At 66.2% G+C, this 14,646-nt stretch carries 12 protein-coding genes and 2 pseudogenes; 12 read left to right on the top strand and 2 right to left on the bottom strand.

The window, feature by feature from the left end:
- Positions 1–3 precede the first annotated feature (3 nt).
- The 12 genes and pseudogenes from AC1D0P_RS01830 to AC1D0P_RS01775 all read left to right on the top strand — a co-directional run bounded on the left by AC1D0P_RS01830 (position 4) and on the right by AC1D0P_RS01775 (position 11,224).
- Complete coding sequence (locus tag AC1D0P_RS01830; RefSeq protein WP_477675113.1) at positions 4–960, top strand: ABC transporter permease; 957 nt, start codon at positions 4–6, stop codon at positions 958–960.
- Positions 957–1,100, top strand: a pseudogene (locus AC1D0P_RS01825) (hypothetical protein); the annotation flags it as partial. The gene AC1D0P_RS01830 and the pseudogene AC1D0P_RS01825, both read left to right, overlap by 4 nt.
- Positions 1,101–1,119: 19 nt before the next feature.
- On the top strand, positions 1,120–1,530 hold the full coding sequence (locus AC1D0P_RS01820; protein ID WP_477675112.1) for an ABC transporter permease: 411 nt from the start codon (positions 1,120–1,122) through the stop codon (positions 1,528–1,530).
- A 10-nt stretch (positions 1,531–1,540) separates the two neighbouring features.
- Positions 1,541–2,602, top strand: coding sequence for an ABC transporter ATP-binding protein (locus AC1D0P_RS01815; RefSeq protein ID WP_477675111.1), 1,062 nt, complete (start codon positions 1,541–1,543; stop codon positions 2,600–2,602).
- An 89-nt stretch (positions 2,603–2,691) separates the two neighbouring features.
- Positions 2,692–3,654, top strand: a complete 963-nt coding sequence (locus tag AC1D0P_RS01810) for an ABC transporter ATP-binding protein (RefSeq protein ID WP_477675110.1) — start codon at positions 2,692–2,694, stop codon at positions 3,652–3,654.
- Between the two features lie 10 nt (positions 3,655–3,664).
- Positions 3,665–4,993, top strand: a complete 1,329-nt coding sequence (locus tag AC1D0P_RS01805; protein ID WP_477675109.1) for an NAD(P)/FAD-dependent oxidoreductase — start codon at positions 3,665–3,667, stop codon at positions 4,991–4,993.
- Between the two features lie 58 nt (positions 4,994–5,051).
- A complete protein-coding gene (locus tag AC1D0P_RS01800) occupies positions 5,052–5,405 on the top strand; it encodes a cupin domain-containing protein (protein WP_477675108.1) in 354 nt (117 codons plus the stop codon).
- Between the two features lie 5 nt (positions 5,406–5,410).
- A pseudogene (locus AC1D0P_RS01795) lies at positions 5,411–6,058 on the top strand (NAD(P)-dependent oxidoreductase); the annotation flags it as partial.
- A gap of 22 nt (positions 6,059–6,080) precedes the next feature.
- Complete coding sequence (locus AC1D0P_RS01790; RefSeq protein ID WP_477675151.1) at positions 6,081–7,241, top strand: M20 aminoacylase family protein; 1,161 nt, start codon at positions 6,081–6,083, stop codon at positions 7,239–7,241.
- Between the two features lie 31 nt (positions 7,242–7,272).
- The gene (locus AC1D0P_RS01785; RefSeq protein WP_477675107.1) at positions 7,273–8,610 is read left to right on the top strand and encodes a threonine synthase; all 1,338 of its coding nucleotides are present in this window, start codon (positions 7,273–7,275) and stop codon (positions 8,608–8,610) included.
- 7 nt (positions 8,611–8,617) lie between these two features.
- On the top strand, positions 8,618–9,601 hold the full coding sequence (locus AC1D0P_RS01780; RefSeq protein ID WP_477675106.1) for a homoserine kinase: 984 nt from the start codon (positions 8,618–8,620) through the stop codon (positions 9,599–9,601).
- A gap of 171 nt (positions 9,602–9,772) precedes the next feature.
- Complete coding sequence (locus AC1D0P_RS01775) at positions 9,773–11,224, top strand: NAD-dependent succinate-semialdehyde dehydrogenase (protein ID WP_477675105.1); 1,452 nt, start codon at positions 9,773–9,775, stop codon at positions 11,222–11,224.
- A 16-nt stretch (positions 11,225–11,240) separates the two neighbouring features.
- Here AC1D0P_RS01775 and AC1D0P_RS01770 read toward each other — a convergent pair whose 3' ends face one another.
- Both AC1D0P_RS01770 and AC1D0P_RS01765 read right to left on the bottom strand, forming a co-directional pair.
- On the bottom strand, positions 11,241–12,566 hold the full coding sequence (locus AC1D0P_RS01770) for an NAD(P)/FAD-dependent oxidoreductase (RefSeq protein ID WP_477675104.1): 1,326 nt from the start codon (positions 12,564–12,566) through the stop codon (positions 11,241–11,243).
- Between the two features lie 71 nt (positions 12,567–12,637).
- Entirely contained in the window at positions 12,638–14,110 is a 1,473-nt protein-coding gene (locus tag AC1D0P_RS01765) for an aldehyde dehydrogenase family protein (protein ID WP_477675103.1), read from the bottom strand.
- Positions 14,111–14,646 lie beyond the last annotated feature (536 nt).

The following is a 14,646-nucleotide window of genomic DNA, read 5'->3' as shown; positions in this document are numbered from 1 at the left end:
ATCATGGGACGCTATCTCCTGCGCCGCTTGCTGCAGTCGCTGCTGCTGCTCGTGCTGGTCTCGATGATCGCCTTCGCGATCCTGCATCTCGCACCGGGGGGGCCGCTGGCGCAATTCGTGGCCACCGGTAATCTCGGCCAGGAAGACGTCGATCGCCTGATGGCCCAGTACGGCTTGAACCGGCCGCTGCCGATCCAGTACCTGGACTGGGCGGCAAGCCTGGTCACCGGCGACTGGGGAAGCTCCTATCGCGACCAGTTGCCGGTGCTCAAGAAGATCGGCATGCACATCGGGCCGACGCTCGAACTCATGGTGAGCTCGACGCTGCTTGCGATGTTCATCGGCGGCATGATCGGCATCCTGGGAGCGGTGCGGCGCTACTCGTTCTTCGACCACCTGGCCACGGTGGGGGCGATGGTCGCCCTGTCGATCCCCACCTTCTGGTTCGGCCTGGCCGTCATCTATGTGTTCTCGGTGAACCTGGGCTGGCTTCCGGCAGGCAACCGCGAGAACATCGGAGACGGCTCCTTCGTCGACAGGCTGCAGCATCTGCTGCTGCCTTGCATCGTGCTGGCGCTGGTGTCCACGGCGGTGTGGAGCCGCTACATGCGTTCTTCGATGCTTGACGTGGTGAACCAGGATTACATCCGCACCGCCAAGTCCAAGGGCGTGCCGGCCATGCGGATCCTGCTGCACCACGCGCTGCGCAACGCGCTGCTGCCGATGATCACGATCACCGGCCTGCACGTGTCCACGTTGTTGAGCGGCGCGCTGGTGACGGAAACCGTCTTCACCTGGCCGGGCATGGGCCGGCTGTTCCTCGACAGCGTCAGCAACCGCGACTACCCCGTGGTGATGGGGATGTTGATGTTCACGGCGTGCATGGTCCTGCTGGGCAGCCTGCTCGCGGACCTTCTCTACTCTGTCGCGGACCCGCGCATCAAAGGAGCGTCGAAATGAGCACCGTCCAGACCGCGTCGCTGGTTCTGCCGCGCCGCACGCTCGCCGAGCGCTATCCGGCTTTGAGGCGTTTTTTGCGCCACCGGGCTGCGCTTTTGGGCGTGGGCGTCGTGCTGTTCATGACGCTCTTCAGCTTCGTGGGCCCCTGGCTGATCCATTGTGTTGCTGATCGCCCTGGCGAGCTGGATGGAGGTGGCGCGCGTGGTGGAAGGGCAGATACGGTCGCTGCGCGAACGCGATTTCGCGCTCGCCGCAGAATCGCTGGGCGCCAGCGACAGCCGCATCATGTTCCGCGAGCTCTTGCCTAATGCCGTCGCGCCCATCGTGGTCGCCGCAACGCTGAACATCGCGCACGCCATCCTGGCCGAGTCCTACATCAGTTTCCTGGGCTTCGGCATCCAGCCGCCGACACCGAGCTGGGGAAACATGCTGGAGAACGCGCAAAGCTACCTGACCAACGCGCCCTGGCTCGCCATCGTGCCGGGGCTGGCCATCACGCTCACGGTCACCAGCTTCAATTTCATTGGTGACGGCCTGCGCGATGCGCTGGACGCCAAACTGGATCGTTGAGGTGATGGACATGAATCTTTACGAACCCATCCACACCCCTGCTGCCCAAGCCGACGCGCAAGCGGAGAACATCCTGGATGTACGCGACCTGAACGTCGCCTTTCGCACGGCAGCCGGAACGGTGCACGCCGTGCGCGACGTCAGCTTCTCGGTGCGCCGCGGCGAGACACTGGCGCTGGTGGGGGAAACCAGTTCCGGCAAGAGCGTGACCTGCCTGGGCCTGCTCGGCCTCACGCCGCCCGCGCCGTATTGCACCATCACCGGTTCCGCGCGCCTGATGGCTCGCGATGGCAACTCGTATGAACTGGTCGGAACGCCCGAGCGCGTGATGCGGCGGGTGCGGGGAGGGGTCGCCTCGGTGATCTTCCAGGAGCCGATGACCTCGCTGAATCCGGTGCACACCGTCGGCGCGCAGATCTGCGAGAGCTTGCGGATCCATCTGGGGATGAGCGCGCGTGCCGCCACGGACCGTGCCGCCGAACTCTTGAACCAGGTCGGCATCTCGGACCCGAAACGCCGCTTGACCAACTACCCGCACGAACTGTCCGGCGGCATGCGGCAGCGCGTGATGATCGCCATGGCGATTGCGTGTGAACCTTCGCTGCTGATCGCCGACGAGCCGACCACCGCGCTCGATGTCACCATCCAGGCGCAGATCCTCGAGTTGCTGGAAAAGCTGCAGTCCGAGACCAAGATGGCCATGATCTACATCACGCACAACCTGGGCACCGTCGCCGAGATTGCCGACCGTGTGATGGTGATGTATGCGGGCCGCATCGTCGAGCAGGCCGATGTTGTGGAGCTGTTCACGCAGCCGCGGCATCCCTACAGCCGCGGCCTGATCCACTCGGTGCCGCGCTTGCATTCGAACCGTGCCCGAAAAACCCCGCTGTTCGCGATTCCGGGGAACGTGCCCGATCCCGCCGCGCACCCGCCCGGCTGCACCTTCGGGCCACGCTGCGGCCATTTCGAGCCGGGCCGCTGCGATGCCGCAGTGCCGGTCCTGGAGAACGCACAGCCGGGCCATCTGGTGCGATGCGTCCGTTGGCCGGAAATTGAAGGAGCCGTGTGATGCAGCAAAAACCTCTTACTCCTCTTACTCCTCTTACTCCCCTTGCTCCTCTTACGTCCCTTACGTCCCTTACGTCCCTTACTCCCCCCTTGTTGCAAGTCGAGGGATTGCGCAAGTGGTACCCGCTGGGTGGCGGCTGGCTCGGCAAGGCGGCGCAGAACGTCAAGGCGGTCGACGGCGTTAGTTTCGAGATTCGCCGGGGCGAGGTCCTGAGCCTTGTGGGCGAAAGCGGCTCGGGCAAAAGCACGGTCGGCCGCGCCATCCTGAACCTGGACCCGCCTACCGCTGGGGAGGTGCACTTCGACGGAGAGCCCCTGGTGGGCCTCACGCGGCGCCAGATGCGGCCGCTGCGGCGTGCGATGCAGATGGTGTTCCAGGACCCGTWCTCGTCSCTGAACCCGAAACACACGGTCGAGGAACTGCTCTCGGCGCCGCTGGAAATCCACATGCCCGAGCTGAGCTTGCAGGAGCGCCGGGACCGCATCGACGCCGTGCTGAAGACGGTCGGGCTGAACCCGGCGCACCGCTCGCGCTATCCGCACGAGTTCTCGGGCGGGCAGCGCCAGCGGGTCGGCATCGCCCGCGCGCTCATGACCGATCCGCAACTGCTGGTGGCCGACGAACCGGTGTCGTCCCTCGACGTGTCCGTGCAGGCCCAGGTGATCAACCTGCTGCTTGAGCTGAAGCAGCGCCTCGGCCTGACGATGCTGTTTATCAGCCACGACCTTGCGGTGGTGGGCCATATTTCGGACCGCATCGCCGTGATGTACCTGGGCCGCCTGGTGGAGATCGCCGACGCCGAATCCTTGCTGAAAAACCCGCGGCACCCCTATACGCGCGCCCTGATGGCCGCCGTGCCTAACCTTGATCCGCGGCAGCGGCGCCCGCGCGAACTGCTCAAGGGCGACATTCCCAGCCCCTTGTCTCCGCCCTCCGGCTGCGCGTTCCGTACGCGCTGCCCACACGCCCAGTCGGCGTGCGCCAACGGGGTTCCCGAACTCAGGTTCGTCGACCGGGATCATGCGACCGCGTGCATCCGGGACGATATCTAAAACAGAACTTATGTCTCCACCCATTCTTCGCATACGCAGCGACGACAAGCTGCCCGAACGAGCCGATGCCGTGGTGATCGGCGGCGGCATTGTCGGCGTTTCCACGGCCTATTTCCTGGCCAGGCGCGGCCTCTCGGTCGCGCTTCTCGAAAAAGGCTACATCGGCGRGGAGCAGTCCAGCCGCAACTGGGGCTGGTGCCGCCAGCAGAACCGCGACGCGCGCGACCTGCCGCTCGCCACGCTGGCGCTGCGGCTCTGGGAGGAACTCTCGCGCGACATCGGGCGGGACCTCGGTTTCCGCCGCTGCGGCCTGTACTACGCCACCGACAAGCCGCAGCAACTCTCCACCTGGGAGGCGTGGGGCCAACAGGTCGGACGACCCGGCGGCGTTCGCACCCGCATGCTCGGCGCAGCTGAGGCCGCGAGCGTCAWGAAAGGCAGCGGCAACCGCCGGTGGCTGGGAGGCGTGCATTCGATGGRCGACGGCACGGCCGAGCCCGCCCTTGCCGCGCCGGGCATTGCCGAAGGCGCACGGGCGCTGGGCGCGACCGTCCACCAGGATTGCGCGGCCCGCGGCCTTGACATCACCAATGGCACCGTGAGCGGCGTGATCACGGAACGCGGCCTGATCAAGACCAGCGCCGTCGTGTGTTCCGGTGGCGCCTGGGCGTCCGCTTTCTGCCGCCGGCACGGCATCTCCTTCCCGCAGGCGAGCGTGCGCGCGAGCGTCCTGCGCACCCGCCCCATCGAGGGCCTGCCGGCGGCGCTCTCCGCGCCGGAGTGCTCGCTGACGCGCCGCCTGGGAGGCGGCTACAACCTGGCGATCAGCGGCAAGGCGAAACTCGAAATCACACCGCAGGGGCTGCGCTATGCACGCGAATTCATGCCGATGTTCATGAAGCGCATCAAGGCCGTGGAGTTCGGCATTGGCCGCTCCTTCTTCCGCGGCCCCGAAGCGCTGGGCAACTGGCGCTTCGACGAGGTGTCGCCGTTCGAGCAGATCCGCGTCCTTGATCCCGCGCCGGATCCGCGGGCCATCCTCAACCTGCTCGGCTGCTTCCAGAACCTGTACCCCGCCTTGAAGGACGTGGCGGTGGACCAGGCCTGGGCTTCCTACATCGACAGCACGCCGGACGGCGTGCCGGTCATTTCACCGGTCGATGCCGTCAAGGGCTTCGTACTCGCAGCCGGGTTCAGCGGCCATGGTTTCGGCACCGGCCCCGCCACGGGGTTGCTGGCCGCGAGCCTGGTCACAGGCGAGCAGCCACCCGTCGATCCGACACCCTTCCGCTTCTCGCGCTTTGCCGACGGCTCGAAAGTCACCGTCGGTGCTTTCTGACGACTTCCCCGCCGCGGCCTGTCCATCAATTTCTCTCTTCACAAAAGGACCACCTCTCATGAGCAATCTCACCTTCTTCAAGTTTGACGACCTGGGCCCCTCGCGCGACAGGGCACCGTTGCCGGAACGCCTCATGGAAGGCAACCCGCAGTTCAGGAGTTGGGAAGTCGAACGATCTTCCGACAACAAGGTGCTCACCGGTATCTGGGAGACGACACCGGGCACCTTCCGATCGATCAAGGGCGGCACCCTGGAGTTCTGCTACATCCTCTCGGGCGTGTCGGAACTAACTGAGGACGGAAAGCCGCCGGTGCGGGTCCAGGCCGGCGACGCCTTCGTGATGAAGCCCGACTTCATCGGTGTTTGGCGCTGCATCGAAACTACCCGCAAGATCTGGGTCGTGTACGAGTAAGCCGCATGTCTTTCCTGTACAAGGCCGACCCCGTGCGCGGGGCGGAATGGGCACGCCTGTTCGCCGCCAGGGCACCCGGCATCCCGTTTCATATCTGGCCCGACATCGGGCAGGCGGACCGCGTGCGCTATCTTGCCGCGTGGGTGCCGCCGCCGGACATCGCGCGGCAGTTTCCCAACCTGGAGCTCTTCTTCTCCACGGGCGCGGGAATCGACCAGTTCGACCTCGCCACGTTGCCGCCGGAATTGCCGGTGGTGCGCATGGCCGAGCCCGGCGTTGTCGCCGGTATGGTGGAGTACGCCACGATGGCGGTTCTCGCGCTTCACCGCGACCTGCCGGCCTATATACGGCAGCAGCGCGAGGGCCTTTGGGCCGCGCACCGCGTTTATCCCGCGTCGAAGCGCCGTGTGGGAGTCCTCGGCCTGGGCGTGCTCGGATGCGCTGTGCTGGGCCAGCTGCGCACACTCGGCTTCCAGCTCGCCGGCTGGAGCCGCACTCGCCGCCAGCTTGACGGCGTGGCCTGCTACGCGGGCCAGGAGGAACTGCCGGCGATGCTGGCCGGCACCGACATCCTGGTATGCCTGCTACCCCTTACCCCAGAGACGCGTGGCATTCTCGATTCGACCCTGTTTCAGCACCTGCCGCGCGGCGCGGTTCGCGGGGGTATTGAAAATCATGAACAAAGGCATCGAACACATAGAGGATTTGCTGCYGGCCCTGGTCGCGCTGCGGCGTGACCTGCACGCACACCCCGAGCTGGCGTTCGAAGAGCGCCGCACTGCCGGCGTGGTCGCTGCCGCGCTGCGCGACTGCGGCCTCGAGGTGCACGAGGGAATCGGCGGGACCGGCGTGGTGGGCGTTCTGCGCAAGGGCGATTCGACGCGCATGGTGGGCCTGCGCGCAGACATGGATGCGCTTCCCATGCGGGAGGACACCGGGCGACCTTACGTCAGCCGCCACCCCGGCGTTCACCACGGCTGCGGCCACGACGGCCACACGGCCATGCTGCTGGGAGCCGCCCAGCAGTTGGCGCGGGCCGGCAGCTTTGATGGCAGCATTGCCTTTATCTTCCAGCCCGCCGAAGAGGGGCGGGGAGGCGCACGCGAGATGGTGCGGCAAGGTTTGTTCGACCGCTTTCCGTGCGAATCCGTGTTCGCCCTGCACAACTGGCCCGACCTGCCCGCGGGCACGGTGGCCACAAGGCCGGGGCCTATCATGGCCGCGGCGGATCGCTTCGACATCGTCGTGCGCGGCCAGGGCGGCCACGCGGCGCAGCCGCACCGGACACCCGACGTGGTGCTTGCCGCGAGCCAGCTCGTTGCGCAGATGCATACCATCGTGTCGCGGCGAATCCCTCCCACGCAGAACGCCGTCTTGTCGGTGACGCGTATCAGCGGAGGCCAGTCGCACAACGTCCTGCCGGCGGCCGTGGAGCTGACCGGCACCGTGCGCAGTTTCGACGCCGGCGTGCAGGACACGATAGAGCAGGCGATCCGCGACGTCGCGGCGGGTGTCGCGCGCGCAAGCGGCACCGCGATAGAGGTCGAGTACACGCGCTACTACCCGGCAACGATCAACAGCCCTGAGCACGCCCAACTCGCACTCGAGGCGGCTCGCGGCGTCGGCCTGCAAGCACAGGTGGCGGAAACGCCGGCTTTCACGTCGGAAGACTTTGCCTTCATGCTCCAGCAGCGGCCCGGGGCCTACCTGTGGCTCGGCCAGCGAGGCGCGGACCATGCTGCCCCGCTGCACCACCCTTCGTACGACTTCAACGACGACGTTCTGGCCTGCGGCGTGCGTTGGTTCACTGCCGTCGCGCAAATGGCCCTGCGCTGAACGGGACCTACTTCAAGCAACGGAACCCACGATGCTCTACTTATCCACCCGCGGCCACCCCGACCGCAAACTTTTTTGCGAAATCCTGCTGGAGGGCCTGGCGCCCGACGGAGGTTTGTACCTGCCGGAGCACTATCCACAGGTCACGCCCGGGCAGCTGTCCAGGTGGCGCGGCTTGCCGTATGCGGAACTCGCCTTTGAAGTCCTCTCGCTCTACGTCGACGACATCCCGGCCGAGGACCTGCGCGCAATCTGCCGCAAGACCTATACCGAAGAGGTCTTTGGCACAAAGGAGATCGTGCCTCTCAAGCAGCTGGAGGAGGGCGTCTACCTGCAAGCCCTTTCCAACGGCCCAACGGTGGCCTTCAAAGACATGGCCATGCAGCTGCTGGGCAACCTGTTTGAGTATGAGCTGGGCCGGCGCGGCGAGGAGCTGAACATCCTGGGTGCCACTTCCGGCGACACCGGCAGCGCCGCTGACAACCACAACCTCGCGCTCGAGGGCGTGTTCGACGACTGCCAGGATATCGTCAAGGCCGTGTCCAACGACCTGGCTTTCAAGCGCAAATACAAGATTGGCACGGTCAACTCGATCAATTGGGCGCGCCTCATGGCGCAGGTGGTGTATTACTTCGCCGGCTACTTCCAGTCTACGAGCCCTCACCCTAACCCTCTCCCAGAGGGAGAGGGGATGAAGAAAGTCAGCTTCACCGTGCCGTCGGGCAACTTCGGCAACATCTGCGCCGGCCATGTGGCGCGCATGATGGGCCTGCCCATTGACAAGCTCGTGCTCGCCACCAACGAGAACGACGTGCTGGACGAATTCTTCCGCACCGGCGTTTATCGGGTGCGCGGCGGCGCCGACACCTATGAGACCTCCAGTCCGTCGATGGACATTTCCAAGGCCAGCAACTTCGAGCGGTTTGTTTTTGACCTGCTGGGCCGCGATGCGGGCAGGGTCAAGCGCTTGTTCGGCGAAGAGCTCGCGAAGAATGGCTATTTCGATCTGAGTGCCGACCCGGCCTTCGAGCAGGCCCACGCGCACTACGGCTTCCTCAGCGGAAAAAGCACGCACGCCGACCGCCTGATGACGATCCGCGACACGCACCGGCGCTTTGGCTTGACCATAGACACCCACACGGCCGACGGCCTGAAAGTCGCGCGCCACTTCGTGCAGCCAGGTGTGCCGATGATCGTGCTGGAGACGGCGCTGCCGATCAAGTTCGCGGCAACCATCGTCGAAGCCCTGGGTCATGAGCCGGACCGGCCCGCGCGGTTTCAGGGTATCGAAGACCTGCCCAAGCGCGTGACGGTTCTGCCGGCCGACGCGGCACGGGTCAAGGCATTCGTTGCCGCACACGTTTCCTGATCGAAGCATGGCTGTCTTCACCGAAGTGCCCTACGACGAGGCTGCCGCCTTCTTGCGGCGGGTGGGTGTCGGCAATCTGCAGGCCATGGCGGTCTGCAGTGGCGGTATTGAGAACACCAACTACTTCGTGGACACGGATCGCGGCGAGTACGTGTTGACGCTGTTCGAGCGCCTGGCGTGGGAACAGCTGCCGTTCTACCTCCACTTGATGCAGCATCTGGCCAGCCGCGGCCTTCCGGTACCCAGGCCGGCGCCAGACGCGGAAGGCCGCATCTTGCACCGCCTCAAGGGCAAGCCGGCGACAGTGGTGGGAAGGTTGCGAGGAAAGAGTGAACTGTCGCCAGACGCCCGGCACTGCGCCGCGGTGGGCGAAATGCTGGCGCGAATGCACCTGGCCGGCAAGGACTATTCCCGGCACCAGCCCAACCTGCGCGGCCTGCCGTGGTGGACTGAAACTGTGCCGGCTCTGCTGCCACACGTGGGCCAGGCCCAGTGCAAGCTGCTGCTGGACGAACTGGACTTCCAGACGGGAATTGCCGCATCCCCCGACTACGCAGCACTGCCACGCGGCCCGGTACATGCCGACCTGTTTCGCGACAACGTGATGTTCGAGGGCGGCTGCCTGAGCGGCCTCCTCGATTTTTACTTTGCGGGTTGCGACACCTTTCTGTTCGACATCGGTGTCTGTCTCAACGACTGGTGCGTGGATCTGGGGAACGGACGCATTGACCCGGTGCGAAGGGCTGCATTCCTGGCCGCCTACCAGTCGGTGCGCCCGCTTGTGACTGAAGAGCAGCGCCTGCTGCCGGCCCTTGAGCGGGCCGCGGCTTTGCGCTTCTGGGTATCGCGGCTCTGGGATTGCCACAGCCCCCGCGAAGCCGCCGTCCTGAAGATTCATGACCCCAGCCACTTCGAGCGTGTTCTGCGCCAGCGCGTAAGCGATGCCGCCGGCGCGGGAATTTTCTATCTTCCAGGAAGGACCTTGGGCTGACCTGGGCCCTGACCAGCCCCATGGGGTTGGGTTCCGAGGCATGACCTTGCGGCGACTGTTCGCGACATGTTGAAGAACTTGTGACCGGGTGAAACCGCGTTCCACCGTGATGGCGCGAGGCCGACGGCGGTGGCTTTATTGGTTTATTGATCTATTGAGAAGAGGTTAAATATGAACACACAACACTACATCGCGGGCCGCTGGCAGCCAGCCCATGACGAGCGCTGCTTCGAGGTCCGCAATCCGGCCGACGACAGCCTGGTTGCGCAAGTGAGCGAAGGCGGTGCCGCCGACGCGCGGCTGGCCGCGGATGCCGCCGTCCTGGCGCTGCCGGCCTGGAAGGCGCGCCCGCCGCGTGAGCGTTGCCTGATCCTCAAGAAATGGCAGGCGCTGATCGAGCGCGACGTGGAGCCGCTCGCCCAATTGATTTCGCGCGAACAGGGCAAGCCGCTGGCCGAGGCACGCGGCGAGATCGCCTATAGCGCCGGCTACGTGGAATGGTTTGCCGAGGAGGGCGTGCGCGCCAATGGCGAAGTGATTGCGGCGCCCGTCAACTCCAAGCGCTTCATCGTGCTGAAGGAAGCCGTCGGCGTCGTGGCGGTGGTCACGCCCTGGAACTTCCCGGCCGCGATGATTGCACGCAAGATCGCGCCCGCGCTGGCCGCGGGCTGCACGGTGCTGGCCAAGCCGGCCGAGGACACGCCGCTCACGGCGCTGGCCCTGGTCAAGCTGGCCGAGGAAGCCGGCGTGCCGCCGGGCGTGCTCAATATCGTGTCGGCTTCGCGCGAACGTACCCCGCAAGTGGTGGGCGAGTGGCTGGCCGATCCCCGGGTGCGAAAAATCAGCTTCACGGGCAGCACCCCGGTGGGCAAGTTGCTGGCGCGCGATTCCGCCGCGACGCTGAAGAAGCTGTCTCTGGAGCTGGGCGGAAACGCGCCCTTCATCGTGTTCGAGGACGCGGACCTGGACGCCGCCGTGGAGGGCCTGATGGCCGCCAAGTTCCGCAACGCCGGGCAGACTTGCGTGAGCCCGAACCGCGTCTACGTCCATACCGCTGTACATGATCGCTTCGTCGACAAGCTGGCCGCGCGCGTGGGCGCCCTGCGGGTGGGGCCGGCCGACTGGGCCGAGGCCGAGATCGGCCCGATGATCAACGCCCGTGCGGTGGACAAGATCGAGCGGCACGTGAATGATGCCGTGGCCAAGGGTGCCAAGGTGATCGTGGGCGGCCAACGGGTGCGCAATGAAACGGCCCGCGGCCCTAATTACTACGCGCCCACGGTGCTCATCAACGCCACGCGCGAGATGGAACTGTCGTGCGAGGAAACTTTTGGCCCGGTGGTGCCGGTCTTCCGCTTCGCGAATGAAGCGGAGGTGATGGAGCAGGCCAACGACACGCCCTACGGGCTGGCCGGCTACTTCTATTCAAACGACGTCAAGCGCATCTGGCGCGTGGCCTCGGCCCTGGAGACCGGAATGGTTGGCATCAACGAAGGCGCCATCGCCGCGCAGGCCGCGCCCTTTGGTGGCGTGAAGGAGTCGGGCTACGGGCGCGAGGGTTCGCATTGGGGCCTCGACGAGTATTTGCACACCAAGTACCTGTGCCAGGGCGGGCTGGGGTGAAGCAAGACGGGCAAGCCTAAAAATCAGCCACCTTGCCCCACATCGACTCTTTGAACCGGGCGGGGTCGAAAGGCTTCGGGTCGAAGATCGGTTGAGCCCCCGACACGATGTCGGCGATCAGGTGGCCCGCGCCGGGGCCGATGCCGAAACCGTGCCCCGAAAAACCCGCGGCCAGGATGAGGCCGGGCACCTGCGGCAGTTCCCCGATGCCCGGCACGCCGTCGGGCGTGCTGTCGATGTAGCCCGCCCAGGTGTTGGCGATGCGGGCTTCGCGCAGCACGGGCAACAGGTCGACGGCACGGCGGTGGATTTCGCGGACACCGGCGGGGTCGGGCTTCGGGTTGAGGATGCGCGCCCGTTCCATGGGGGTGGGCGCGTCCAGCTTCCATCGCGCGCGGGTTTCGTGGCCCCAGCGTATGCCTTCCAGGCCGCCGGGRAACACGTTGCGCCAGCGCTTGGCGAACATCGGGATGAACTGCGGCGCGAAGCGCAGCAGCTGCGGCGTGGGGTCGGCGCGCCCACGGCCGCTGATGGCCAGGACGTAATGGCCGTCGGGGCGCCGGGTGACGGCGACGCGCGGGCTGGTCAGCGCCGCCGGCAGTTGCTGCGCCACTGGTGACAGGCGCACGATGGACTGGCGTATCGTGGCGAGCGGAAACTGCACGCCGAGCTGGTTGCAGAACGAGGAGGCCCACGCACCGCCCGCAAGAACCGCGGTGCGGGTCTTGATGGTCCCCGCTTCGGTGACGACGCCGCTGAGCCGGCCGCCCTCCATCTCGATGCCGCGCGCGGCGCAGTTCTGGTGGACGGTGCCGCCGAGTTTCATGAGCGCGGCCGCCACCGCGGGCGCTGCCTTGGCCGGGTCGGCCGTCCCGTCGCTGGGTGAGAAGACGCCGCCTTTCCACGCGCGGCCGGTCGCCTGGCCGCGCTCCGAGGCCTCGCGGCCGCTCAGCATGTGTGTGGTCACGCCGGCGGTCGTCGCGAATTCGCGCCACTTGGCCCAGCCGGCAATCTGGGCCTCGTCATCACTGAGGTACAACAATCCGCAGCGCGTAAAGCCCGTGTCTTCGCCGCTGTCGRYGGCAAACTGGTCCCAGAGTTCGAGGCTCYKGGTGGCCATGGGCAGTTCACGCGCGTCGCGGTTCTGCTGGCGGCACCAGCCCCAGTTCCGGCTCGATTGCTCTGCGCCGATGTGGCCTTTTTCGACCAGGGCGACCGAAAGCCCGCGCTTGGCGAGGTAATAAGCGGTAAAGACACCGATGATGCCGCCGCCGATCACGACGACGTCGGCGCTGGCCGGCGGGGTGCTGGAAGTCTCGAGGAGGCGCAGGGGCTGGGACATGGATGGGTTTCGGTCGTTGTTGGGTGTCTGCACTGTCTGTGCTTTTTTTGCAGTTTGTACCAAGGTTGTGCTCATGCTGTCTGCTCCTGCCCGAAGCCCAGGATGGCCTTGGTTTCCAGGTACTCCTCAAGGCCTTCGATGCCGTATTCGCGGCCGTTGCCCGAGCGCTTGTAGCCGCCGAAGGGGGCATGGGGGCTCCAGGCCGGGTAGTTGATGTGCACCTGCCCGGAACGGATGCGCGCCGCGACCGCGCGCGCCGCGGCAAGGTCCTGGCCCTGCACGTGCGCGCCCAGGCCATAGACCGTGTCGTTGGCGATCTCCACCGCCTCGTCCACGCTGTCGTAGGCGATGATCACCAGCACCGGCCCGAAGATTTCTTCCTGCGCGACCTGCATTTGGGAGTTCACGCCAGAGAAGATGGTTGGCCGGCAGTAAAAGCCGCGCTCCAGGCCCTCAGGCCGGCCGGGGCCGCCGCAGACAATGCGCGCACCTTCGGCRATCCCGGTGTCTATCATTTCCTGCACSCGGTTGAACTGGGCRCGGTTGGCCACCGGGCCGTGCGTSGTCTGCGGCGARCGYGGRTCGCCCACAACAAAGCTCAAGGCCGCTTCAAGCGCGATCCGTTCAACCTCCTGCAGGCGCTCGCGCGGCACGATCATGCGGGTTGGCGCGCTGCAGGACTGGCCGACGTTGCGAAATGCTGCCCCCACGCCGGCGGGCACGGCGCGCGCCAGGTCCGCGTCCGGCAGGATCACGTTGGGCGATTTGCCGCCGAGTTCCTGGGCCACGCGTTTGACCGTCGGGGCCGCCGCCTGGGCCACCAGCACACCGGCCCGGGTCGAGCCGGTGATCGAGATCATGTCCACGTCCGGATGCGCCGACAGCGCGGCGCCGACTTCCGGCCCATTGCCGCTCACCAGGTTGAACACGCCCAGCGGAATGCCGGCGTCATGCACCACCTCGGCAAACAGCAGGGCGCTCAGGGGCGACAGCTCGCTGGGTTTGAGGACAACGGTGCATCCGGCCGCCAGGGCGGGGCCGACCTTGGCCGTGATTTGGTAGAGCGGCCAGTTCCAGGGCGTGATCAGGCCGCACACGCCGATGGCCTCGCGCTGGATAGTCACGTCGCCTCGGTGGGAGAGAAAGGGATAGCTGGCCAGGTTGTCCCGGGCCACGCGGATGTGCTCGGCCGCGACCGGCACCTGGGTGCTGCGCGCAAACCCGATGGCGGCGCCCATCTCCAGTGAGATCGCGTGGGCGAACAGTTCTGCGCGTTCGAGGATCAGGGTGTGGATGCGGCCTAGCAGCAAGGCCCGGCTTTCGGGAGAACTGGTGGACCAGGTGGCAAAGGCACTGCGGGCTGCGGCCACCGCCGCCGCGACGTCTTCAGTGCTTCCCAAGGCGATCTGCGCGATGGGCTCTTCGGTCGACGGGTTGATAACGCTGGCCCGGGCTTGCCCTGCGGGCAGGACCCACTCACCGTCTATGAACAGGCGATCCAGGCGGCCGGCGGCTTTGAGGCGTTCGACAAGGGAGACGTTCATGGGCGCACATCCTTTGCCGCAGTGCGGTGAATTCCGCGCTGCCCCGCGGGGAAATTACCCTTGTGCAACCCGCGCAGTGTGTCGTCATATTCCATGCTTGCCCTCTCAAAAGAATCGGATTCATGGTACGCCCTTGCCTGGAATTGATCTGCCGTTTCAGCGTGGGCATTCGGCATGAACGGTGCGCAAGCGGCGCACAACCGCAGCATCTGCGGCGATGGTTCAATAGCATTCATTGCATGGCGCCGGCAAACCGGCACAGGCTTTGCACCACCCCTTCCAGGAGGACGCTTTTCATGAGCTTTCGTCCCAAGTCCACCGGCTTCGATTGCCGCGGCACGCCGACTGGTTTCGCCATGCGCCGGATGGCCTGTATGCGCCGCGGCATCGCAAGGGCGGCCGGCCCCGGCCGGGCGGCAAGCCGTCGGGGGCGCGCCGCACACCATGCCGCCGGCTATCCGCAAAACCGCAGTTTTAACCAAGCGCCCCAGCGTGATCGAGGTATATCCCCGGTCGGCAGGTGCTCCAATGCCTTT

The sequence above is a fragment of the Polaromonas sp. P1_G2 genome (assembly GCF_056405515.1).
Note: the sequence above shows the minus strand (reverse complement) of the source record. Positions and strands in the feature narration are given on the sequence as shown.